Origin of the sequence: Pseudomonas sp. R1-7 (genome assembly GCF_051132105.1) — a bacterium.
Classification (GTDB): Bacteria; Pseudomonadota; Gammaproteobacteria; order Pseudomonadales; family Pseudomonadaceae; genus Aquipseudomonas.
The window spans coordinates 1,415,517-1,436,831 of sequence record NZ_CP071661.1 but is presented as its reverse complement, the minus strand read 5'-3'; the positions used below and the strand labels follow the sequence as shown (position 1 = coordinate 1,436,831).

At 59.2% G+C, this 21,315-nt stretch carries 25 protein-coding genes and 1 tRNA gene; 4 read left to right on the top strand and 22 right to left on the bottom strand.

All coding sequences use genetic code 11. The features are described 5' to 3' along the window. The first annotated feature begins 19 nt into the window (after positions 1–19). A complete protein-coding gene (locus J3P79_RS06265) occupies positions 20–952 on the top strand; it encodes a LysR substrate-binding domain-containing protein (RefSeq protein WP_434609037.1) in 933 nt (310 codons plus the stop codon). Positions 953–1,045: 93 nt separating this feature from the next. Here J3P79_RS06265 and J3P79_RS06260 read toward each other — a convergent pair. From J3P79_RS06260 to J3P79_RS06175, 18 genes are all read right to left on the bottom strand, one after another. Beyond that, positions 1,046–1,121: transfer RNA gene (locus J3P79_RS06260), tRNA-Lys, on the bottom strand. A gap of 63 nt (positions 1,122–1,184) precedes the next feature. After that, positions 1,185–1,877 (bottom strand): 7-cyano-7-deazaguanine synthase QueC, encoded by a 693-nt coding sequence (gene queC, locus J3P79_RS06255; protein ID WP_434609035.1) that lies wholly within the window; start codon positions 1,875–1,877, stop codon positions 1,185–1,187. A gap of 1 nt (position 1,878) precedes the next feature. After that, positions 1,879–2,526, bottom strand: coding sequence for a 7-carboxy-7-deazaguanine synthase QueE (gene queE, locus J3P79_RS06250; protein ID WP_434609032.1), 648 nt, complete (start codon positions 2,524–2,526; stop codon positions 1,879–1,881). A 166-nt stretch (positions 2,527–2,692) separates the two neighbouring features. After that, positions 2,693–3,526 (bottom strand): tol-pal system protein YbgF, encoded by an 834-nt coding sequence (gene ybgF, locus J3P79_RS06245; protein WP_045156746.1) that lies wholly within the window; start codon positions 3,524–3,526, stop codon positions 2,693–2,695. Between the two features lie 6 nt (positions 3,527–3,532). Then, complete coding sequence (pal, locus tag J3P79_RS06240; protein ID WP_042121796.1) at positions 3,533–4,030, bottom strand: peptidoglycan-associated lipoprotein Pal; 498 nt, start codon at positions 4,028–4,030, stop codon at positions 3,533–3,535. A 52-nt stretch (positions 4,031–4,082) separates the two neighbouring features. Next, positions 4,083–5,384: a Tol-Pal system beta propeller repeat protein TolB gene (gene tolB, locus J3P79_RS06235; RefSeq protein WP_434609030.1), complete on the bottom strand. Its 1,302-nt coding sequence runs from the start codon at positions 5,382–5,384 to the stop codon at positions 4,083–4,085. Next, positions 5,381–6,457 (bottom strand): cell envelope integrity protein TolA, encoded by a 1,077-nt coding sequence (gene tolA / locus J3P79_RS06230; RefSeq protein WP_434609028.1) that lies wholly within the window; start codon positions 6,455–6,457, stop codon positions 5,381–5,383. The genes tolB and tolA overlap by 4 nt, the downstream gene beginning before the upstream one ends. Continuing rightward, a complete protein-coding gene (tolR, locus tag J3P79_RS06225; protein ID WP_162488970.1) occupies positions 6,457–6,909 on the bottom strand; it encodes a protein TolR in 453 nt (150 codons plus the stop codon). Before tolR ends, tolA begins: the two co-directional genes overlap by 1 nt. Positions 6,910–6,932: 23 nt before the next feature. After that, positions 6,933–7,628, bottom strand: a complete 696-nt coding sequence (gene tolQ, locus J3P79_RS06220) for a protein TolQ (RefSeq protein ID WP_030140798.1) — start codon at positions 7,626–7,628, stop codon at positions 6,933–6,935. Next, positions 7,618–8,085 carry a tol-pal system-associated acyl-CoA thioesterase gene (ybgC, locus tag J3P79_RS06215; RefSeq protein WP_030140799.1) on the bottom strand — a complete coding sequence of 156 codons (468 nt, stop codon included), beginning with the start codon at positions 8,083–8,085 and terminating at the stop codon, positions 7,618–7,620. The genes tolQ and ybgC overlap by 11 nt, the downstream gene beginning before the upstream one ends. A 128-nt stretch (positions 8,086–8,213) precedes the next feature. After that, a complete protein-coding gene (gene ruvB / locus J3P79_RS06210) occupies positions 8,214–9,275 on the bottom strand; it encodes a Holliday junction branch migration DNA helicase RuvB (protein ID WP_030140800.1) in 1,062 nt (353 codons plus the stop codon). Beyond that, a complete protein-coding gene (gene ruvA / locus J3P79_RS06205; protein WP_030140801.1) occupies positions 9,276–9,884 on the bottom strand; it encodes a Holliday junction branch migration protein RuvA in 609 nt (202 codons plus the stop codon). It lies immediately after the preceding gene. A gap of 113 nt (positions 9,885–9,997) precedes the next feature. Beyond that, entirely contained in the window at positions 9,998–10,522 is a 525-nt protein-coding gene (gene ruvC / locus J3P79_RS06200; protein WP_024776477.1) for a crossover junction endodeoxyribonuclease RuvC, read from the bottom strand. Between the two features lie 207 nt (positions 10,523–10,729). Continuing rightward, entirely contained in the window at positions 10,730–11,476 is a 747-nt protein-coding gene (locus J3P79_RS06195) for a YebC/PmpR family DNA-binding transcriptional regulator (protein ID WP_039591693.1), read from the bottom strand. Positions 11,477–11,596: 120 nt separating this feature from the next. Next, positions 11,597–13,372 (bottom strand): aspartate--tRNA ligase, encoded by a 1,776-nt coding sequence (gene aspS / locus J3P79_RS06190; protein WP_039591692.1) that lies wholly within the window; start codon positions 13,370–13,372, stop codon positions 11,597–11,599. A gap of 75 nt (positions 13,373–13,447) precedes the next feature. Next, positions 13,448–13,669, bottom strand: coding sequence for an FmdB family zinc ribbon protein (locus J3P79_RS06185; protein WP_003178589.1), 222 nt, complete (start codon positions 13,667–13,669; stop codon positions 13,448–13,450). 123 nt (positions 13,670–13,792) lie between these two features. Beyond that, positions 13,793–14,137: a ribbon-helix-helix domain-containing protein gene (locus J3P79_RS06180; RefSeq protein ID WP_434609026.1), complete on the bottom strand. Its 345-nt coding sequence runs from the start codon at positions 14,135–14,137 to the stop codon at positions 13,793–13,795. A gap of 204 nt (positions 14,138–14,341) precedes the next feature. After that, on the bottom strand, positions 14,342–14,815 hold the full coding sequence (locus J3P79_RS06175) for a Dps family protein (RefSeq protein WP_434609024.1): 474 nt from the start codon (positions 14,813–14,815) through the stop codon (positions 14,342–14,344). Positions 14,816–15,194: 379 nt separating this feature from the next. Between J3P79_RS06175 and J3P79_RS06170 the strand changes: the two genes are divergently transcribed. Continuing rightward, the gene (locus J3P79_RS06170; RefSeq protein WP_030140807.1) at positions 15,195–15,800 is read left to right on the top strand and encodes a cold-shock protein; all 606 of its coding nucleotides are present in this window, start codon (positions 15,195–15,197) and stop codon (positions 15,798–15,800) included. A gap of 69 nt (positions 15,801–15,869) precedes the next feature. Here J3P79_RS06170 and J3P79_RS06165 read toward each other — a convergent pair whose 3' ends face one another. Together J3P79_RS06165 and J3P79_RS06160 are read right to left on the bottom strand one after the other, a co-directional pair. Beyond that, positions 15,870–16,076, bottom strand: coding sequence for a SlyX family protein (locus tag J3P79_RS06165; protein ID WP_434609021.1), 207 nt, complete (start codon positions 16,074–16,076; stop codon positions 15,870–15,872). Positions 16,077–16,079: 3 nt separating this feature from the next. Further along, the gene (locus tag J3P79_RS06160; protein ID WP_434609019.1) at positions 16,080–16,505 is read right to left on the bottom strand and encodes an HIT domain-containing protein; all 426 of its coding nucleotides are present in this window, start codon (positions 16,503–16,505) and stop codon (positions 16,080–16,082) included. Positions 16,506–17,362: 857 nt separating this feature from the next. On the opposite strand from J3P79_RS06160, the gene J3P79_RS06155 reads away from it, so the two are divergent. Then, positions 17,363–18,652: an OprD family porin gene (locus J3P79_RS06155; protein WP_434609017.1), complete on the top strand. Its 1,290-nt coding sequence runs from the start codon at positions 17,363–17,365 to the stop codon at positions 18,650–18,652. Between the two features lie 166 nt (positions 18,653–18,818). On the opposite strand, the gene J3P79_RS06150 is transcribed toward J3P79_RS06155, so the two are convergent. Together J3P79_RS06150 and J3P79_RS06145 are read right to left on the bottom strand one after the other, a co-directional pair. Then, on the bottom strand, positions 18,819–19,661 hold the full coding sequence (locus J3P79_RS06150) for a mechanosensitive ion channel family protein (RefSeq protein ID WP_434609015.1): 843 nt from the start codon (positions 19,659–19,661) through the stop codon (positions 18,819–18,821). An 85-nt stretch (positions 19,662–19,746) separates the two neighbouring features. After that, a complete protein-coding gene (locus tag J3P79_RS06145; protein WP_030140812.1) occupies positions 19,747–20,232 on the bottom strand; it encodes a YajQ family cyclic di-GMP-binding protein in 486 nt (161 codons plus the stop codon). Positions 20,233–20,375: 143 nt separating this feature from the next. Here J3P79_RS06145 and J3P79_RS06140 point away from each other — a divergent pair, with 143 nt between their 5' ends. Next, positions 20,376–21,293, top strand: coding sequence for a putative 2-dehydropantoate 2-reductase (locus J3P79_RS06140; RefSeq protein WP_434609014.1), 918 nt, complete (start codon positions 20,376–20,378; stop codon positions 21,291–21,293). Positions 21,294–21,315 lie beyond the last annotated feature (22 nt).

The following is a 21,315-nucleotide window of genomic DNA, read 5'->3' as shown; positions in this document are numbered from 1 at the left end:
ATGGCGACGAGACTGGCTGATGCTCATTAGTAACCTGCTCCGAAAGCTGGACATGCAAGACCTGACGGTGTTCGTCGCGGTGTATGAACAGCGCAGCGTCACCCAGGTTTCCGAAGCGTTATGTGTCAGCCAGTCGACCGTTAGCTACTGCCTGAAAAAATTGCGCACGAGCTTCGAAGACGAACTGTTCACCAACACCCGCAGCGGCATGAGCCCCACCCACAAAGCCATTGTCATGTATGGCCAGATACTTGGGATAATCAAGACCATCAACCATTGCCATTCCGGCACCCTGACGTTCGATCCGAATCAGCAAGAAATGACGTTCAACCTTTGCGCGCCGGAATACTTCGAACTCCTGATCCTTCCGAAACTGGTCAAGCGCTTCATCGGCAACCGTTCTCCCGTAGTCATCAACACCACGAAGCTGCACCGCGATATTCCGGTTGATGCGCTGAAGGATGAACGCTTCGATCTTGTCGTGGGTTTCGGCCCGCATTTCCATGGCGATACCAACGGATTGCAATCACAGGTACTGCTGGCGGATGAGCTGGTGTGCGTAGTCGATAGGAAATTTCCGGGTGCCGGGCAGGACTTCAGCCTCGAAGCGTTCGCTACGGGCCAGCATGTCTTTCCAACTCCCTGGACGTCCGATACCAACATGATCGATGGCTGGCTCGCTCGACAGGGCTATAAGCGACAGATCGTCGCGCGAGCCAACAGTTACGTGGCCGCATTGGCCCTGGTCACTGGAACCGACTATATCCTGACCCTGCCCAAGCGCATCCAGGCGCTGATTTGCGACGAGCGATTCGGCGTGCGCCAACCGCCCCCAGGGCTGCCGGACTTTACGCTCGACATGATGTGGAGCGAGAAAGCGAGCCAGGACAACGGCAACACCTGGCTAAGCCAGCAGATCATGGACGTTTGCGCCGAGATCCGCCTGTCCTGAGCCCGGCATCGAACAACAACTTTTTCGCAGGCAAAAAAAAATCCGGAAATCCTCACTTGCGTGGGCCTTCCAGACTTTTAAAACTACAGAAAATGGTGGGTCGTGTGGGATTCGAACCTACGACCAATTGGTTAAAAGCCAACTGCTCTACCAACTGAGCTAACGACCCTCTGTGTGGTGGCGCGTATAATACTGATTTTTAAGGACTATTCAACACCCAATTTGAAATAAATCAAAAATAAGGTGTTGGATCGCTCACACCCGCCGCCGCGAAGCCTTCGGCACGCAGGCGGCAGCTGTCGCACTTGCCGCAAGCGCGCCCCTGATCGTCGGCCTGGTAGCACGAAACGGTCAGCCCGTAATTGACGCCAAGCTTCACGCCCGCCTTGACGATGTCGGCCTTGCTGAGGTTTTGCAGCGGCGCAAGGATGCGGAAACCCTGTCCCTCTACACCGGCCTTGGTCGCGAGGTTGGCCATGCGCTCGAACGCTTCGACGAACTCCGGACGGCAATCCGGGTAGCCGGAATAATCCACCGCATTGACGCCAATGAAAATGTCCCGCGCCTCCAGCACCTCGGCCCAGCCCAGCGCGAGGGACAAGAACACGGTGTTGCGCGCCGGCACGTAGGTCACCGGAATGCCTTCGCTCGGCGCTTCGGGGACGTCGATGGAACTGTCGGTCAGGGCCGAACCGCCGATGCCGTTGAGGTTCAAGCCAATGACCTTGTGCTCGACCACGCCCAAGTCCCGGGCGACCCGTTCAGCGGCGTGCAATTCGACACGGTGGCGCTGGCCATAATCGAAGCTCATGGTGTAGCAGCGATAACCCTCGGCCCGCGCCATGGCCACGACGGTCGCCGAGTCCAGGCCGCCCGACAGCAGGATGACCGCGCGTTTTTCGGCGGTGGTTGATTGTTCAGTCATGTCAGCGCCCCGGCTCGTCGTTCCAAAGATATTTATGCAGCTGCAGTTGCAAGCGGACCGGCAAGTTGTCCGCCACCACCCAATCCGCCAGGTCCCGGGCATTCAAGTCGTGATGACTTGGTGAAAACAATACCTCGCCGGCCCGCTGGTCGAGGCCATGCTGGATCAGCTTGGACACCGCCCAGTCATAGTCTTCCCGCGAGCAGATGACAAACTTGACCTGGTCGTTGGGGGTCAGCAGCTCGATGTTTTCGTAACGGTTGCGATGGGCCTCCTTCGAACCTGGGGTCTTCAGGTCCACGACACGACTGACACGCGGATCAACCGCGGAAATATCCAGCGCACCACTGGTTTCCAGGGAAACCTCATAGCCGGCGTCGCACAACTGCTTGAGCAAAGGGATGGCATTGGGCTGCGCCAATGGCTCGCCCCCCGTGACGCAAACATAGCGCGGACGGAAGCCGGCCACTTGTTCGAGAAGATCGTCGAGGGTTCGCAAGGTGCCGCCGCTGAAGGCATAGGCGCTGTCGCAGTATTGGCAACGCAACGGACAACCGGTGAGGCGCACAAAAACAGTGGGCAGCCCGGCCGTTCGCGTTTCACCCTGCAACGAGTAAAAAACTTCGGTAATTCTCAATGTGTCTTGCATAGTCGCCACGGGCGTAACAGCTAAACAGGCTGTCCGCCTCCGTCAGGCACTTCAAGGAACCCCGCCAACGCGTAGATCCCAAAAAGCGTGTTTCATAAAAAGGGCGTGAATTCTAACGAAAAAACCCGCGGCAGGCGCGGGTTTCTTCAGAACCGGTCAAACAGCCTTACATGCGCTGCAGATCACGCTGGGCCAATTGGGCGGCGGAGGTACCCGGGTATTGGGCGACCACCTGTTGCAGAATGCCCTTGACCTTGTCGGTGTGACCGAGGCGGCGCTCTACGTCAGCAAGCTTGTACAGCGAATCCGGCACTTTGGCATGCTTGGGATACAGCTGCGAGACCTTGGCGAATGCCTGGCCGGCGCCTTGCAGGTCACCCTTGGCCAGGTTCACCTCACCGAGCCAGTACTGGGCATTACCCGAGTATTGGCTGTTGGGGTATTTGCGCAGGAAAGCGGTAAAGGCCTGGCTGGCCTTGTCGAAATCCTTCGCTTTGATCAGGTCGAAGGCAGCATCGTAATAGAGCTTTTCCTTCGCCGGATCTGCCGGCTCGCCACCGGCGGCAGGTGCTGCTGGAGCACTTGCCCCGGCGCCTGCGGCTGCACCGGGGGCGTTCAAGTCGCCACCGGCTGGAGAATTCTCAGGAGTCGCGGCAGGTGCAACGCCGGTTCCTATGCGCCGATCAAGATCCTGGTATCGCTCCAGGCTTTCCTGCTTCATGCGCGAAATATCATTTTGCAGTTCTTCGATCACACCCTGTTGGCGCGAGATCTGATCCTGCATTTGCTGCAGTTGGTTGAACAGCTGGCCCTGTGCCGAGACAGGGGTCGAAACCCCTCCCCCGGCATAGGCGCCGTTCGTACCGTAACCTGCAGGCGGATAGCTGCTCCCGCTATTGTTATAGCCAGAGTCGTTATCGACCACAGGAACCGCAGCCCACGCCGCAAGCGGCGCGAGGCTGAGAGCCAGGACAGTTACAGCACGACGGCACGTTCGCATGACGAATTACTTACGCAGTTCGACGCGACGGTTCTGAGCCCAGGACTGCTCGTCGTTGCCGGTAGCAACTGGACGCTCTTCGCCGTAGGAAACCAGTTCCAGCTGAGCTGGGGAAACACCTTGCAGTACCAGGTAGCGTTGAACGGCTTTCGCACGACGCTCGCCCAGTGCCATGTTGTACTCACGAGTACCACGTTCGTCGGTGTTGCCTTCCAGAACAACGCGAGCGCCGTTACCTTTCAGGTCTTTGGCGTGAACGTCCAGAGCGCGCATGGCTTCTGGCTTCAGGTCCGAGCTGTCGTATTCGAAGTAGAAGGTGGTGATTGCGCGCAGAGCAGCTTCTTCGCTCAGGGAGCCGTCAACTGCACCGGTGTTAGCGCCGTAACCAGCGTTTGGATCAACAGCGCCTTCACCGGCATTGTCGCCGCCTTTGGACGAGCAACCTACAGCTACAGCCATGGCCAGAGCCAGCGCAGCAAATTTACCAAACTTCAGCATTTCCATCGTGAAACTCCTAATGAACCCCAGTGTGTTAAGTAAAACGTATTGCGCCGCGTCAGTTCAGGTAAGGGGACCAGGACGGTTCTCTGACTTCGCCTTGAGCGGTAGGAAGCGGGAGCCTCACGCGTCCATTAATGGACACGAGCATCAAGACTCCCCGGCCCTGCTGGCGGGTGGCGTAGATTACCATGGTGCCGTTGGGCGCAACAGTAGGTGACTCGTCCAGAGTGCTATCAGTGAGGATTTTTACGCTACCGCGCTGCAAATCCTGGGCCGCCACCTTGAAATTGGTGAAACCGTCCTGGCGATGGATCATCACCAAGGTCTTTTCGTCCGCCGACAGCTTAGGGTTGGCGTTGTAGTTACCAACGAAAGTCACGCGCTCGGCACCGCCGCCACCGGCACTGGTCTTGTAGATCTGTGGCTTGCCGCCGCGGTCGGAGGTGAAGTAGATGGTCGAGCCATCCTTGCCCCAGAACGGTTCGGTGTTGATACCCGGGCCGTTGGTCACGCGCGAGATCGAACGTGAAGCCAGGTTCATCACGTAGATGTCCGGGTTGCCGTCCTTGGACAGCACGAACGCCAGGCGCGAACCATCCGGCGACCAGGCTGGCGCGCCGTTCAGTCCTTCGAAGTTGGTGATCTGCTCACGGCGACCGGTGTCGATGTGCTGCACGAAGATACGTGGACGCTTCTGCTCGAACGAGACGTAAGCGATACGCTTGCCGTCAGGCGCAAAACGCGGCGACAGGATCGGCTCGCGCGATTGCAGCAGGGTCACTGCGCGGGCGCCGTCATAGTCGGAACGCTGCAGGGTGTAGCGGGTGTTGTTCTCGGAGAAGCGCTCAGCCGTCACGTAAAGCATGCGCGTAGAGAACGCACCCTTGATGCCGGTGAGCTTTTCGAATGACTGGTCGGAGATGTAGTGGGCCATGTCGCGCAGTTGGTCGACACTGCCCGACACGCTGCCGGTCAGCACTTGCTGCTCGGTAGCGACGTTGAACAGAGCGTACTGCACCTGCAGGCGACCGCCGGCCGGAACGATGCTGCCGACCATGATGTACTGGGCACCCAGCGCCTTCCAGTCACGGTAGATGACTTCGCTGGCCTGGGTCGGCAGGCTGATCATGTTCTGCTTCGGAATCGGCGCGTAGTAACCGGAGTTACGCAGGTCGTTGCCGATGATTTCAGCCATGTCGTCCGGCAGGACGCTGCCGCCCTGCCAACCGAACGGAACGACGGCGATTGGCGTCGCCCGGTCGCTGCCGCTGGTGACCAGGATGTTCTTTTCCTCTGCTACCGCTATCCCTGCCAAGCAGCAGATAACGACAAGCATTGATCGAAGAAGGTTTCTCACAAGGCTAGATCCTCAGGTGTGAATGTCATCTTGAACGAACGATAGGGAGCAAAATCGCTCGGCTTCATTCCTTGCATTTCCGTCAACCGCCCAATGTTCTTGACCGCCGCGACCGCCGAAGCGTCGAACGGACCATCGCCACTGGACTTGGCCACGCTGACCGAGGTAACCGTACCGTCGGGCAACATGCCGATTTGCAATACAACTGTCATGCCTTTGCGCGCCGAAGGTGGACGAGCCCAGCCTTCCGCCGCCCGGGCACGAATCAGATCGTCGAAGCTGCCAGCGACCTCATCGCCCTGCTCGTCGGCCAATGCCTGCTGTCGTTCCGGCGTGTCGGAAAGCAAATCTGCCAAGGCCTGGGCCTTTTTCTCTTCGGCGGATTTACGCGCTGCGTCCTGGGCCTTTTTCTTGGCGGCGTCGGCGGCGGCCTTCTTCTTCGCGTCTTCGGCGACTTTTTTCTTCGCCTCTTCAGCTTCAGCTTTCTTCTTGGCGTCCTCGGCCGCTTTTTTCTTCGCGTCCTCGACAATCTTTTTCTTCGCTTCTTCAGCGGCCGCTTTCTTGGCCTCTTCTTCAGCGGCTTTCTTGGCTTCTTCTTCGGCTTTCTTCTTGGCTATATCAGCCAATTGTTTCTCTTCTGCCTTTTTGGCTTCGGCTTTCTTCGCGTCGTCGGCCTTCTTGGCTTCGTCAGCCTTTTTAGCCTCGTCCGCTTTCTTCGCCTCATCGGCCTTCTTCGCTTCTTCGGCCTTTTGAGCAGCTTCCTCTTTCTTTTGTTCCGCTGCCCTCACGGCTTCCTGCTCGACCTTCTTCTGCTCCATCTGCTCGACTTCGGTCTGGCGCGCAGCGGATTTCTTCGCCTCGCCGGCAAGCTTCTGGTTGGTCTGCGTCGTGGCCTGGCTTTTCGACTTGAGCTGGTACAGCGTCGCCTGGACGATCGGCTTGGCTGGCGGCAGCTCAGGGGTCATGGCAAAGCTGACGAACAGCATGCCGAACACCAGTACATGCAGGCCAATAGCCAAAACACTGGGCCAGAAGTAGCTTTCCGAGGCGGACGGCTCTCGCTGTTGCTGCATCAGGGCGCCTCAGTGATCAAGCCAACATTACCGACCCCGGCTTTCTGCAGGCCGCCCATGGCGCCCATCACGGCACCGTAGTCGACGGTCTTGTCGCCACGAATGAAGACCTGGGTGCGCTTGCCGTTGCCGTTGCCGGCGTTGATGATCTTGGTCACCGCATCGGTCATCTGCGGCAAGGTCATGGCCCGGTCCTGCTGCTTCTCGGTATCGACTTCGCTGCCAAGGTTCCAGTAATAGGTTTTGTCAGCCTTGATCGAGATGGTCAGGACCTGGGTGTTGTTGTCCTGCGGCAAGGCTTCGCTGGAAACCTTGGGCAGATCGACCTTCACGCCCTGATTGAGCATCGGCGCGGTCACCATGAAGATGACCAACAGCACCAGCATCACGTCGATGTAGGGCACCACGTTCATCTCGGCAACCGGCTTGCGCTTGTTTCGGGCTCGAGCGATTAAAGCCATCGGGAAATACCTGCTTATTCTTCGCTGGTGTGCACTTTGCGGTGCAGGATCGCCTGGAATTCATCGGCGAAGGTGTAGTAACGGCTGGTCAACGTTTCGCTGCGGGCAGCGAAGCGGTTGTAGGCAATAACGGCCGGGATCGCCGCAAACAGGCCGATGGCCGTGGCGATGAGAGCCTCGGCGATGCCGGGGGCCACGGTGGCCAGGGTCGCTTGCTGGGCAGATGCCAGGCCTCGGAAGGAGTTCATGATCCCCCAGACGGTACCGAACAGGCCGATGTACGGGCTGACCGAACCGACGGTCGCGAGGAACGGCAAGCCTTGTTCGAGTTTTTCCTCTTCCCGCGAGATGGCAACGCGCATGGCACGGGCCACGCCCTCCATCACCGCTTCAGGGTCGACACCTGGTTGCTGGCGCAGACGGGAAAATTCCTTGAAACCGGCGCGGAAGATTTGCTCGACGCCCGAATCCGGGTCCGGGTTGCTGCCGGCCTGGCGGTACAGCTTGGACAGGTCGATACCGGACCAGAAGCGCTCTTCGAAGCTCTCCAGGGCACGGCGACCGGCGCGCAGCATGTTGCTGCGCTGAAAAATCATGATCCATGAGGTCACCGATGCGGCTACCAGGGTCAGCATTACCAGTTGCACCACGACGCTGGCATTGCTGACCAGGCTCCACATGGAGGAATGGTCGACGACGTTAGCTTCCACGCTTTATCTCCTGCTCTGAGTGTGTACCCGCGCCGCTCACGCCGGCAAAGGCCGCGCGTAGAGCTTCGGGAATGGCCCGGGGTTTCAAACTATGGGTGCGCACACAGGCCACCAAAAACTGCCCTTCGCAGAGCAGCACATTATCCGCAGCGCGCCTGACCTGCTGCTTGAAGCGCAGGCTGACGCGGTTCAACTCGATGACATCGGCAGTCACCACAAGCTCGTCGTCCAGTCGCGCCGGCGCGTGGTAGCGCGCTTCGCTGGAATGCACGACGAATAACAGGTCCTCTCCTGCCAGCGCGGATTGGGCAAAACCCAGTTCCCGCAGCCGTTCGGTTCGAGCCCGTTCCATAAACTTGAGGTAATTGACGTAGTAAACGATGCCGCCGGCATCGGTGTCCTCGTAATAAACGCGACAGCGATGTGCGAACGACTCCAGCCCGTTTTGCGCGCGCATACTCTAGTGCTTACTCCTCAGGTTGCCAATCCGGCCAGGCAACTGTTTTTTCATTCTTGAACGCATTGACGCTCCAGGCGTGGTCTGGGACAGCACGAACCGAAAAAAAGTCGTCGTACAGAGCGCGTTCAATCGTCTACCGCATCGAGGAACTCGTCTACCACCGGCATCTCCCCCATTCGTGTCGGGATGTTTAAGCCGAAGTGCAGATAAGCATGCCGCGTCACCACCCGTCCGCGCGGGGTACGCATGATGTAGCCCTGCTGGATCAGGTAGGGCTCCAGCACATCCTCGATGGTGTGGCGTTCTTCGCTGATAGCGGCAGCCAGGCTGTCCACGCCCACCGGGCCACCGTCGAATTTCTCGATCATGGTCAACAGCAGCCGCCGGTCCTGATGGTCGAAGCCGCGCTCGTCGATGTCCAGCAGGTTCAGGGCCAGGTCGGCAATCGGCTTGGTGATATGACCTTTTGCCCGGACTTCGGCAAAATCCCGCACCCGTCGCAACAAGCGGTTGGCGATCCGTGGCGTGCCCCGTGCCCGGCGGGCGACTTCATAGGCGCCGTCCGGATCCAGCGGCAAACCGAGGATGCCCGCCGAGCGGCTGACGATCGTGGCCAGGTCGGCGTTGTTGTAGAACTCCAGGCGCTGGACGATGCCGAAACGGTCGCGCAACGGGTTGGTCAGCATGCCGGCGCGGGTGGTGGCGCCCACCAGGGTAAACGGTGGCAGGTCGAGCTTGATGGAGCGCGCCGCCGGCCCTTCGCCGATCATGATGTCGAGCTGGAAGTCTTCCATGGCCGGGTACAGCACTTCCTCGACGATCGGCGACAGCCGGTGGATTTCGTCGATGAACAGCACGTCATGGGGTTCAAGGTTGGTCAGCAGCGCCGCCAGGTCGCCCGGCCGTTCAAGCACCGGCCCGGACGTGCTCTTGATCGACACGCCCATTTCCTGGGCAATGATGTTGGCCAGGGTAGTCTTGCCCAGGCCTGGCGGGCCGAAGATCAAGGTGTGGTCCAGCGACTCGCTGCGCCCACGGGCGGCCTGGATGAACAGCTCCATCTGCTCGCGCACGGTCGGCTGGCCGATGTAGTCGGCCAGGCTGACAGGACGAATCGCGCGATCCTGGATTTCCTCGCGGTCACGGGGCGCGCCCGTGGCGGCGATCAGACGGTCAGCTTCAATCACTTAAATCATTCCCTTCAGGGCACGGCGAATCATGTCTTCGGTACTCAAGCCTTTTTCCTTGATGGCGGAGATCGCCTTGCTGGCTTCCTGGGGTTTGTAGCCCAGGGATATCAGCGCGGTGACCGCATCGTTTTCAGCGCTGACCGCAGGCGCTGGCGCATCCGGCTGGTTCGGAACGAGCGCGAACATCGCCGGCACCGCCTCCCAGGCCTTGAAGCGGTCCTTGAGTTCCACCAGCAGGCGCTCGGCGGTTTTCTTGCCGACACCGGGCACCTTGGTCAGCGCCGAGGTGTCCTGGGACTGCACGCAACGGATCAACTCGTCAACTTCCAGGCTGGACATCAAGGCCAGGGCCAGCTTTGGGCCGACGCCATTGAGACGGATCAGCTCACGGAAGAAATCCCGCTCGCGCTTGCCGACGAAGCCATAGAGTAACTGCGCATCCTCGCGCACGACCAAATGGGTGTGCAGGGTCAGCGGCTCGCCGACCGACGGCAGGCGATACAGGGTGGTCATCGGCACTTCGAGCTCATAGCCCAGGCCGTTTACATCCAGAATCAGGTGCGGCGGCTGTTTTTCAGCCAGGGTGCCGCGCAAGCGTCCAATCACGTTTCAGATCCTTGGGCGTTGGCCAGCCGCTGGCTGGCGAATTACAACACGAGCTTCAAGGCCGACGACACAGGCGCAATTGACTCGGGTTCATGAATGAAGCGCTGATGCTATCAGAGACGCAGGCGCCCGCCACGACTGCGTGCGGTTCCCAGGCCATGGGGCAACAGGCTGGAGCGGGTATGGGCATGGCAAATGGCGATGGCCAGGGCGTCGGAGGCGTCGATCTGCGGCTTGCTGACCAATTTCAACAGGTGCATCACCATCATCTGCACCTGCTCCTTGTTCGCCGCGCCGGTGCCGACGACCGCCTGCTTGACCTGGGTCGCGGTGTACTCGGCGATCTCCAGGCTCTCCTCGGCGCCCGCCACGATCGCCGCGCCCCGGGCCTGCCCCAGCTTCAGGGCCGAATCGGCATTACGGGCCATGAAGACTTTTTCAATGCCCATGGTCACCGGGCCGTAGGTCTGGATGACCTCGCGCACGCCGCGGTAAACGATCTGCAAGCGCTCGTGCAGCTCACCCGCGCCGGTGCGAATGCAACCGGAGGCGACGTACACGCAGCCGCGCCCGGTATCGCGAACCACACCGTAGCCGGTGATGCGCGAACCGGGGTCGATACCAAGGATTAAAGTCATAACGCCTGCGAAAGGTGATGCGGTTGCAAGAGGATACAGCTCATCAAAGGCTTGCAGTGAATCCGTGGCGAGGGAGCTTGCTCCCGCTGGGCTGCGCAGCAGATCTTTTTAGGAGCGCTTCGCACTGGAGCGCCAGCCCGGTCAAGCGGGAGCAAGCTCCCTCGCCACGATGATTTCAAACAAACCCTAAGTGCAGCATCAGGCCTGTCAGCCCAGCTGTTCAGCCACCGACTCCGGAATATCGGCGTTGGAATACACGTTCTGCACGTCATCCAGGTCTTCCAGCATGTCGATCAGCTTGAGCACCTTCTCGGCGCCTTCCAGGTCGAGTTCGGCGCTGGTGGTCGGCTGCATGACGATTTCCGCGTCGGCCGGCTTGAACCCTGCGGCTTCCAGGGCGTTGCGCACGGCGTAGAAGCTGGCGAACGACGTGAACACGTCAAACGAACCGTCCTCGTGACCGACCACATCATCGGCGTCGGCTTCCAGCGCCGCCTCTGTCAGGGCATCTTCGTCGAGGCCCGGCGCGAAGCTGATCTGGCCCTTGCGCTCGAACAGATAAGCCACCGAACCGTCGGTGCCCAGGTTGCCGCCGCACTTGCTGAACGCATGGCGCACGGCCGCAGCGGTACGGTTGCGGTTGTCGGTCATGCACTCGACCATCACCGCCACGCCGCCCGGGCCGTAACCTTCATAGGTCAGCTCTTCGACGTTGTCGGCCTCGGTGGCACCGGCGCCACGAGCAATGGCCCGGTCGATGATGTCGCGACTCATGTTCGCGCCGAGCGCCTTGTCCAGGGCCAGGCGCAGGCGCGGGTTGGAACCCGGATCGCCGCCACCCTGGCGGGCCGCGACCGTCAGCTCACGGATCCACTTGGTGAAGATCTTGCCTCTCTTGGCATCCTGACGTTCTTTGCGGTGCTTGATGTTCGCCCACTTGGAATGACCTGCCATAACTCGCTCCGTTTCTCTTTGGAACATTGCCCGCCCAGCGCGTACGCAGTGGCCGGCAATCAGAAATATCGACCCCAATGAAAAGGCGCATCCGAAGATGCGCCCTCTCAGGTGCCAGCCTTACTCAGCCTTTGGCTGTTCACGCAGACGAATGTGCAACTCGCGCAACGCCTTGGCATCCACCACGCCAGGCGCCTGGGTCATGACATCGGCCGCGCTCTGGGTTTTCGGGAACGCGATCACTTCGCGGATCGACTGGGCGCCGGTCATCAGCATCACCAGGCGATCCAGGCCGAAGGCCAGGCCACCGTGGGGCGGCGCACCGAACTTCAGGGCGTCCAGCAGGAAGCCGAACTTCTCTTCCTGCTCAGCTTCATCGATACCCAACAGGCGGAACACCGCCTGCTGCATTTCCTTGCGGTGGATACGGATCGAGCCGCCACCCAGTTCGGTGCCGTTCAGGACCATGTCATACGCACGGGAAAGCGCGCCGGCCGGGTTGGCCTCCAACTCTTCAGGCGAGCACTTCGGCGCGGTGAAGGGGTGGTGCAGCGCGGAGAAGCTGCCGTCGTCGTTTTCTTCGAACATCGGGAAGTCGACGACCCACATCGGGGCCCACTCGCAGGTCAGCAGCTTGAGGTCGTGGCCCAGCTTGATGCGCAGCGCACCCAGCGCTTCGCTGACGATCTTGGCCTTGTCGGCGCCGAAGAACACGATGTCGCCATCGACTGCGCCGACGCGATCGAGGATCACGTTGAGGTTGGCTTCCGGGATGTTCTTGACGATCGGCGATTGCAGGCCATCAACGCCTGCGGCACGCTCGTTGACCTTGATGTAGGCCAGGCCCTTGGCGCCGTAGATGCCGACGAACTTGGTGTAGTCGTCGATCTGCTTGCGCGGCATGCTCGCGCCGCCTGGCACGCGCAGGGCAGCGATACGGCATTTCGGGTCGTTGGCCGGGCCGCTGAACACCTTGAACTCGACTTCCTTGAGCTGGTCGGCCACGTCCACCAGCTCAAGCGGGTTACGCAGGTCCGGCTTGTCGGAACCGTAGCGGCGCATGGCCTCTTCGAAGGTCATGTGCGGGAACTCGCCGAATTCCAGGTCCAGCACTTCCTTGAACAGGTTGCGGATCATGCCTTCGGTCAGGCCCATGATGTCTTTTTCGTCGAGGAAGCTGGTCTCGATGTCGATCTGAGTGAACTCAGGCTGACGATCGGCACGCAGGTCTTCGTCGCGGAAGCACTTGGCGATCTGGTAGTAGCGATCGAACCCGGCCACCATCAGCAGTTGCTTGAACAGCTGCGGCGATTGCGGCAAGGCGAAAAAGCTGCCGGGGTGGGTACGGCTCGGCACCAGGTAATCGCGGGCGCCTTCCGGCGTGGCGCGGGTCAGGATCGGTGTCTCGACGTCAAGGAAACCGTTTTCATCCAGGTAACGACGGATGCTGGTGGTCATGCGCGAACGCAGGCGCAGCTTCTCGGCCATTTCCGGGCGACGCAGGTCGATGAAGCGATAGCGCAGGCGGGTTTCCTCGCCGACGTCGGAATATTCGTTGAGTGGGAACGGCGGGGTTTCCGCTTCGTTGAGCACTTCCAGCTCGTAGCCCAGCACTTCGATCATGCCGGACGCCATGTTGGCGTTGCCGGCGCCGGCCGGGCGCAGGCGCACCTTGCCGGTGATCTTGACGACGTATTCGCTACGCACGCGGTCGGCGGTGGCGAAGGTTTCAGCGCGGTCAGGATCGAACACTACCTGGGCCAGGCCTTCACGATCACGGATATCGAGGAAAATCACCCCGCCATGGTCACGGCGACGATGAACCCATCCGCAAAGAGTAACTTCCTGGCCTTCCAGGCTTTCGTTCAGTTGGCCGCAATAATGGCTGCGCATCATGGTAGTGGTTTCACTTCTCGTAATTCGACATTCGGTTGGAGGCCCTGCCCGTGCAAGAACTCGCGCGTGTTCAACTTAGTCAGCTTTGTCGCCACCGGCCAGGTTCTTCTTGGCGCCGGTCTTGAAGTCGGTCTCATACCAGCCCGTGCCGCCGAGGCGGAATCCTGGCATGGACAGCATCTTTTTCAGCTCTGGCGCCTGGCAGGCGGGGCAATCGACCAGCGGTGCCGCGCTGATTTTTTGAATGGCTTCCATCTGATGACCACAGGAAGCACATTGATAGTCGTACATCGGCATGGGGGTTGTCTCGGCAATCAGGTTATTCACGCAAAGCCCGGCTTTGCGGCAAAGAGCGGGATTATATCCATTAAATGCGGCCTGTGCAGCCGTAAGACCGCACAGTCATTGCCGATAAACAGGTCAATCGAGACTTGCATGACCCATGTTCATTTCCTTCAGGCTGTGGACCACGCAGACAACACGCACCAGGCCACTGAAATTGCGCACGCCGCCATGACGCAGGTGCACCTCCCGATCCACATGGGACAGCAAGGCACTGACGGAACAACAGTTGAGCTGGGCCATGTCACCGAGGATATCCCAATAGACCTGCTCCAGCCGCAGACAGGTGGCGAACCCATTGAGCCGGATGGAGCGCGCCAGCGGGCGGGCCAGTTGCATGTCGAAACCACTGACGAACGGGTCGATCTTCACGGACTGCGGACATCCGCGCATATTTTCCCTGGGGTCTTTTCCTTGAATCATACCGTTGACACTCCTTTGCCATACGAGCCTCAGTCGGAACAACCGATCTGTGGTCCTATGGAAGCTCAACTGGACCGCCAGTTCCAGATGACTTTTTGACCATCAACGTAGGACAAGCCAACAGGGAGCTGGCGACGAATCATATGTTCCTACACGCAGCGACAGGCGATGATGCCAACGGCAGCAGCATCGCCTGCTCGGGGCTTAGCGATCTTCCAGCAACGAACGCAACATCCAGGCGGTTTTTTCGTGAACCTGCATGCGCTGGGTCAGCAGATCGGCGGTGGGCTCGTCACTGACCTTGTCCAATAAAGGAAAGATGCCGCGCGCGGTACGCGTCACCGCCTCCTGGCCGTCGACCAATTGCCGGATCATGTCCTCGGCGGCAGGCACCCCCTCCTCTTCCTTTATAGAGGACAGGCGCGCATACACCGAGTAAGCGCCCGGCGCCGGGAAGCCAAGCGCACGGATGCGCTCGGCGATCAGATCCACCGCCAGCGCCAGCTCGTTGTATTGCTCCTCGAACATCAAGTGCAGGGTACGGAACATCGGCCCGGTAACGTTCCAATGGAAGTTGTGGGTCTTGAGGTACAGCACGTAGGTGTCCGACAACAGCCGCGAAAGCCCGTCGACGATGGACTTGCGATCTTCTTCGCTGATACCGATATCAATTGCCATGGGTTGTTCTCCTGACGGTGGTGAATTCACTCTAGCGGGTATCGCCCTCGATAGCGTGCGACATATCGCCAGCCATCCTGAACCGACAAGCCGGGGCGCCGGACGGTTCCGGCAAACGTTGGAAATTCAACCTCCATTGCCAGTCGCCTGCAAGCGCCCTGCCCATGCTTCGGGCCGACGAACAGCGTGCTGCGCGCCTGTAACGAGTTTGAGAAGGCCCGGGCTTTGCTGTTAAATAGGCAGTGTGTCGCTACGCCTATTTTCCGGGGCGTCGCGCATAGGCTGATTCGGGTACGTGTTCCTACGCCTCTCATTTCTGGAGCGAACCGCCCCCGACCAGCTCTTCCTTGTGATCTGTCTTAACCGTGAGCCAATCAAAATGTTGAAAATCGTCCACTTGCTAATGGGCGCAGCTGCCCTGCTGCTGTCCTTCATCCCTAGCCTGGGTTCCGAAGCCACACCTTACCTGCAACACCCCGACGCGCTGTACCTGGCCTTTTTCGGCCTGCTCAACCTGACCCTGGCACCCGTCATCCCTTACTGGAACAAAGGTCCACGTCATCAACTGCAAAACCTTGTCAGCGCCTTGCTCGTGCTGGCTGTTGCCTTGCAAACCTTGACCCTGCTGGCACCCATGCCGGAAATCGGCGGCCAACCCGCCATTCTCTCCAGCCTGGCCGCAGCCTTGCTCGCTGTGTTGCTGCACCTGGCCGTCAGCTTCTACAAGAAGTCGTCGCCGAGCGCCGCCCCGCAGAACTACGACATGTCCAACCGAGATACCGGCACCGTGAAGTGGTTCAACACTTCCAAGGGGTTCGGTTTCATCTCCCGCGACTCCGGCGATGACATTTTCGTGCATTTCCGGGCCATTCGTGGCGAGGGCCACCGCGTCCTGGTCGAAGGCCAGCGCGTGGAGTTCTCGGTGATGCATCGCGACAAGGGCCTACAGGCCGAAGACGTGATCGCCGCGCTGCCGCGCCGCTGATCCGGGCGTAAAAAAACCGCGATGCAGCCTCGCTGCTCGCGGTTTTTTATTGCCTGCCGTTCGGGCCGGTCAGTAATGCGGGGGTGGCGCCTCTTCCTCGAAGGATTCGAACTGCCCGGCCATTTCCTCCTGGCGCTTGAGAAGCGCCGACATCTGCAGCTGCAGACGCTCGACGATTCGTTGCTGTTCCACCAGCACGTCGTTCAACGCCTGGATGGTGTCGTCCTGGAATGCCAGGCGGCTTTCCAGATCGGTTACACGGCCTTCAAGGTTCATGGTTCAGCCCTCCAGGAACTTGAAATCATCGGTAAGCACCGCTCGCAACCGTTCGCAAATGGCGGTTACCTGCTCGGCATTATAAGGCCGGGCCGGATGTTTCCCCCAGACCGGCGCCGGCCAGGCGGCATCCTCTCGCTTGCGCACGATCACATGCATGTGCAATTGACTGACGACGTTACCCAAGGTTGCAACGTTCAGCTTGTCGGCGTCGAACGAGTCCTTGAGCGTTTCGGCCAGCGCCGTGGTTTCTTTCCACAACTGCAATTGATCATCGTCATCCAACTGAAACAATTCGCTGATATTTTCCCGTCGCGGCACGAGGATGAACCACGGGTAATTCGAGTCGTTGGAGAGCAGCAAACGGCACAGCGGAAAATCGCCGATGGGCAATGTGTCTTGTTGCAGTCGTGGATCTAAGGCAAACACCGTGTCTACTCCTTACTCATGGTCAATTGAGCCCGGTTCGACCCGCAGGCCTGCGCCCCGGCACAGGTGTCCAGCATACCTGTGAACGGCGAAGGGTTCACCGCGAATGATGAACCGACCCAGGGCCCGCTTTCGCCGCCGCGCACCAATTCAGCGCAAGGGATTTGCAACGGTGCCTGGCGCGCACCAGAGACGCCGCAGGTTTTTCTTGAGCTGTAAATTTTTCGTACAGCCAACAGTTTTTTTGCACCAAAATCGCACAACGCGTCTACGCTCAGTGCACGAAGCATCCGTGATCTACTCACTTATGGGGTGAACCGGTAACGTTTTTGGTTGTCTCGCGGTCTTTTCAAGCGTCAAACATGAGACTGCATCGGCAGTCAACCTTAATTAAAACAAGGCCTTTGGAGGCCGGTTTCATGAGGTTTCACCGCTCGAAAATGAAAAATGTGAAAAAAACGTGAACAAAAATCGGATTTGAGCATACTTGTTGCATTCATCCCCACATCGCCTGCAGGGGATCGCCGGACGCGAAAACCCACGGGCCTATGAATAAAAGTGGCAAGGTTGCCCTCAAGGAGCTTCAAGCGCAGTAACCAAGGACTCTTTACACCGACGCCGGAGAAAAATAGCAACATTCAAGTTGCAGGTCCGATTGCGCCGGAGCGGCTGGAATACGACATGGATCGAGCCATTGGCGACATGGTCGTAAAGAAGCTGAAAGGTTGGATGGGCAAGTATCGCCAAAGAATGTCAGCGTGATATAAGTTTGCGCCGACACAAAAAGAAAGAGCCGCCCAGATAAAAAAACAGGTGGGACGGCAGTACTCTTCTAAAAACCAAAGGAGCAAATCACGATGCGCGTGATGAAGTGGAGCATGATCGCACTGGCTGTATCGGCCAGCGTTTCGCAGTTCGCAGTGGCCTCTTCCCAGGAAGAATCCAAGGGCTTTTTTGAAGATCAGAGCCTGACCGTTAAAAGTCGTATGCTGTACATGAACCGTGACTTCAAAAAAGGTGCCTCCAACAACCAGAACATAGGCAAGGCACGTAGCACTGGCTACCGCGAAGAAACCGGTCTTGGCGTACAGGCTGTTTATGAATCAGGCTTCACTCAAGGCACCGTTGGTGTAGGTGTGGACGCCCTGTTCAATGGCCAAGTCAAACTGGATAGCGGCCCAGGTCGCACCGGTAACGGCATCTTCGGCACAGGTGACGACGGTAGCCCAGAAGACACCCAGTCTGAAGTTGGCGGCGCTATCAAATTCCGCTTGTCCGACACCGTTCTGAAGTACGGTAACCAATACACCACTAGCCCGGTGTTCTCCACGGATGACAGCCGTCTGAATCCTGAAGTCGCTACCGGCACGCTCATCACCAGCAAGGAAATCAAGGGTCTGGAACTGACCGCTGGCCGCTTCACCGCGATGAACGCCCAGAACTACACCGGCCGTGACAGCATCAATGGTCGGCACAGCCCAGGCCTTCCATCCGCCAACATTGCTGGCGCGACCTATCAGTTCACTGACAATTTGGTAGCAGGCGTTGCGGCTTCGGATATTGAAGACTACTTCAAGAAGAAATACCTCAACGTGAACTACACCCTGCCGATCAACGAAGATCAGTCCTTGAACTTCGATTTCAACGGCTATGACAGCAAAAGTCAGGGCCAAGAGCTGAGCGGTGACATTGATAACCGCATCTGGTCGCTGGCGGCAGCCTACAGCCTCGGTGCGCACAAATTCACCTTGGCTCACCAGCGCTCGTCCGGTGATAGCGGCTACGCCTACGGCGTTGACGGCGGCGGTACTGTTTACGTTGCCAACTCCGTCCAATATTCCGACTTCAACAGCGAAGATGAAGTTTCCTGGCAGGCCCGCTACGACCTGAACATGAAAAGCTACGGTATCCCTGGGCTGAGCTTCATGACCCGCTATATCACCAGTGATAATATCACTACCGCTACAGGCGAAGCCAAAGCCCACGAATGGGACTTTGAAAGCAAATACGTTCTGCAAAGCGGTCCCGCAAAAGACCTGTCTTTCCGTCTGCGTAGCGCCATCTATCGGACCGACAGATCCAACACGGATTACACCAGCAACAACGACTTCCGCGTAATCGTCGAATACCCACTGAGCATCTTGTAATTCAGTGCAAGTTCGATAGCTTCACCCGCAGCAAACAAAAACCGCTCACCTGATCCAGGTGAGCGGTTTTTTTATACCTAATTGCAGCGCTTGCTTTAACACAGCCTGTTAATTAGTAAGCTAACTAAACATAACCTGACTCAAGCGCCAGGTTATAGTCCAAGTGTTATTGCGCCGGCCCTTCCTGAACAACCCGAATCACACGTTGCGGAAACGGAATATCAATACCCGCATCCTTCAGGCGATCCCGCGCCAGTTCGTTGAGCATGAACATTACGCTCCAATAGTCCGCTGTCTTGACCCAAATCCGCAGCGACACCGTGATTGCGCTGTCACCCAAGGTGGAAATCACCGCTTCAGGTGCCGGGTCGGTCAATACGCGCTCATCCTTGGCCAGCTCCAGCAGGACTTCCCGGGCCTTTTGCAGGTCGGCCTGGTAATCCACTCCCACATCAAAAACCACTTTGCGGGTTGGCTGGCGGTTGGTGTTGGTGATGATGCCGTTGGACAAGTTGCCGTTGGGCACGATGACAGTCTTGTTGTCACCGGTACGGATGATCGTGTGGAAAATCTGGATGCTGTCGACGGTACCGGCCACGCCTTGGGCCTCGATCCAGTCACCGATGCGAAACGGACGAAACAGCAGGATCAGCACGCCGCCGGCGAAGTTCGCCAGGCTGCCCTGCAATGCCAAACCAATCGCCAAGCCTGCGGCACCGATAGCCGCGACGAACGAGGTGGTTTCCACGCCGATCATCGACGCGACGCTGACGATCAACAGTATTTTCAGAATGACGTTCGCCAGGGTGCTGATAAACCCTTGCAGCGCCAGGTCGGCGTTGCGCAAGGCCAGTAGCGCACCAACCTTTTTCGTGACCTTGTTGATCAACCACCAACCGATGGCGAGGGTGACGATCGCCAGCAGCACACGGCTACCGTACTCCATGATCATCGGTATCCAGGCCTGGGAAGCCTTGACCAGATGGTCCACTTCAGCGTTCAAGTCCATCGTATTCTCCTTATTCCTGTTGCACGCGGCATTTTGTGGCGAGGGGATTTATCCCCTCGCCACAGTGTTTTTTTACAGCTCAGGATCAATCGCGGAAGTTATTGAACTGCAGCGGCATGCCGAATTCCTTGCCGCGCAATGCGGCGATGGCTTCCTGCAAGTCGTCACGCTTCTTGCCGGTGACCCGCACCTGCTCGCCCTGGATGGCGGCCTGGACCTTGAGCTTGGCGTCCTTGATGTGGGCAACGATCTTCTTCGCCAGTTCCTTGTCGATGCCTTCCTTGAGTACGGCTTCCTGCTTCATCACCTTGCCCGAGGCATAGGCGTCCTTCACTTCAAGGCACTGCACGTCGATCTTGCGCTTGACCAGCGCCAGCTTGAGGATTTCGATCATCGCCTCGAGCTGGAAGTCGGCCTCGGCGGTCAGGTTGACGGTCAGGTCCTTTTCCTTGAACTCGAAACTGCCCTTGCCCTTGAGGTCATACCGACGGTCGAGTTCCTTGACGGCGTTTTCAACGGCGTTGGTGACTTCGTGCTTGTCCAGTTCGGATACCACGTCGAAAGACGGCATGTAGTGTTCTCCAAATAAAAAGGCGCGCTCATGACAACGGCGCGCACTTGGCTTGTGGTTAAAATCGGGCTCATTATAACGGGTCTTTTCCCGCCGTTACCGCGAGCCCTTCAGATGCCTGCGCCAAACCGAGTAAAAAACTGATGTCCACCACCTGGCATGTCTTGGGAGCCGGCAGCCTCGGCACGTTATGGGCGACGCGCCTGGCCCGGGCCGGGCTGCCGGTGCGGCTGGTACTGCGCAATGAACAACGCCTGCAGGCTTATCGCGAGGTCGGGGGCCTGACGCTGGTGGAACAAGGCCAGGCGCAGTGTTATCCGGTGCCCGGCGAAACGGCCCAAGGCCCCGAGCCCATCAAACGGTTGTTGCTGGCGTGCAAGGCCTACGACGCGGAAGCGGCCGTGGCCTCGGTGGCCCATCGGCTGGGTGCCGACTCGGAACTGATCCTGTTGCAGAACGGCCTCGGCAGCCAGGACGCCGTGGCGAACCGCGTGCCCCAGGCGCGCTGCATCAGCGCCTCCAGCACTGAAGGCGCATTTCGCGACGGTGACTGGCGTGTGGTGTTCGCCGGCCACGGCTTCACCTGGCTGGGCGACCCGGCGCGGCCGGTGGCGCCGATCTGGCTGGACGACTTGAGTGCCGCGGGCATTCCCCACGAATGGAGCGCCGATATCCTCACTCGCCTGTGGCGCAAGCTGGCCCTCAATTGTGCGATCAACCCACTCACCGTGCTGCACCATTGCAAGAATGGCGGCCTGCAGGAACACCGCTGCGAGGTGGCAACCCTCTGCGCCGAACTCACTGACCTGCTCGAACGCTGCGGCCAGCCAGCGGCAGCCGAAGACTTGCAGATGGAAGTCGAACGGGTGATCCAGGCCACGGCCGCCAATTACTCCTCGATGTACCAGGACGTCGCCAACCAGCGGCGCACCGAAATCAGCTACCTGCTTGGCCATGCCTGCGCGGTTGCTCAGCGGCATGGCGTGGCGGCGCCGCATCTCGGACAAATGCGCCAGCGACTGATTGCCCACTTGGACAACCTTGGATTGCCCAGCGACTGAGCAGCAGCTACGCTGGCCCTCG

What these genes read in the sequence shown, in the direction of transcription:
- J3P79_RS06170 (WP_030140807.1), top strand. Translation starts at nt 15,195, where the DNA reads ATGTTGAAAATCGTCCACTTGCTAATGGGCGCAGCTGCCCTGCTGCTG.
- ruvC (WP_024776477.1), bottom strand. Translation starts at nt 10,522, where the DNA reads ATGACTTTAATCCTTGGTATCGACCCCGGTTCGCGCATCACCGGCTAC.
- J3P79_RS06185 (WP_003178589.1), bottom strand. Translation starts at nt 13,669, where the DNA reads ATGCCGATGTACGACTATCAATGTGCTTCCTGTGGTCATCAGATGGAA.
- J3P79_RS06155 (WP_434609017.1), top strand. Translation starts at nt 17,363, where the DNA reads ATGCGCGTGATGAAGTGGAGCATGATCGCACTGGCTGTATCGGCCAGC.
- aspS (WP_039591692.1), bottom strand. Translation starts at nt 13,372, where the DNA reads ATGATGCGCAGCCATTATTGCGGCCAACTGAACGAAAGCCTGGAAGGC.
- tolA (WP_434609028.1), bottom strand. Translation starts at nt 6,457, where the DNA reads ATGCAGCAACAGCGAGAGCCGTCCGCCTCGGAAAGCTACTTCTGGCCC.
- ybgC (WP_030140799.1), bottom strand. Translation starts at nt 8,085, where the DNA reads ATGCGCGCGCAAAACGGGCTGGAGTCGTTCGCACATCGCTGTCGCGTT.
- J3P79_RS06195 (WP_039591693.1), bottom strand. Translation starts at nt 11,476, where the DNA reads ATGGCAGGTCATTCCAAGTGGGCGAACATCAAGCACCGCAAAGAACGT.
- queE (WP_434609032.1), bottom strand. Translation starts at nt 2,526, where the DNA reads ATGCAAGACACATTGAGAATTACCGAAGTTTTTTACTCGTTGCAGGGT.
- J3P79_RS06175 (WP_434609024.1), bottom strand. Translation starts at nt 14,815, where the DNA reads ATGGCAATTGATATCGGTATCAGCGAAGAAGATCGCAAGTCCATCGTC.
- J3P79_RS06265 (WP_434609037.1), top strand. Translation starts at nt 20, where the DNA reads ATGCTCATTAGTAACCTGCTCCGAAAGCTGGACATGCAAGACCTGACG.
- J3P79_RS06180 (WP_434609026.1), bottom strand. Translation starts at nt 14,137, where the DNA reads ATGATTCAAGGAAAAGACCCCAGGGAAAATATGCGCGGATGTCCGCAG.
- ybgF (WP_045156746.1), bottom strand. Translation starts at nt 3,526, where the DNA reads ATGCGAACGTGCCGTCGTGCTGTAACTGTCCTGGCTCTCAGCCTCGCG.
- J3P79_RS06150 (WP_434609015.1), bottom strand. Translation starts at nt 19,661, where the DNA reads ATGGACTTGAACGCTGAAGTGGACCATCTGGTCAAGGCTTCCCAGGCC.
- J3P79_RS06140 (WP_434609014.1), top strand. Translation starts at nt 20,376, where the DNA reads ATGTCCACCACCTGGCATGTCTTGGGAGCCGGCAGCCTCGGCACGTTA.
- J3P79_RS06165 (WP_434609021.1), bottom strand. Translation starts at nt 16,076, where the DNA reads ATGAACCTTGAAGGCCGTGTAACCGATCTGGAAAGCCGCCTGGCATTC.
- pal (WP_042121796.1), bottom strand. Translation starts at nt 4,030, where the DNA reads ATGGAAATGCTGAAGTTTGGTAAATTTGCTGCGCTGGCTCTGGCCATG.
- queC (WP_434609035.1), bottom strand. Translation starts at nt 1,877, where the DNA reads ATGACTGAACAATCAACCACCGCCGAAAAACGCGCGGTCATCCTGCTG.
- J3P79_RS06145 (WP_030140812.1), bottom strand. Translation starts at nt 20,232, where the DNA reads ATGCCGTCTTTCGACGTGGTATCCGAACTGGACAAGCACGAAGTCACC.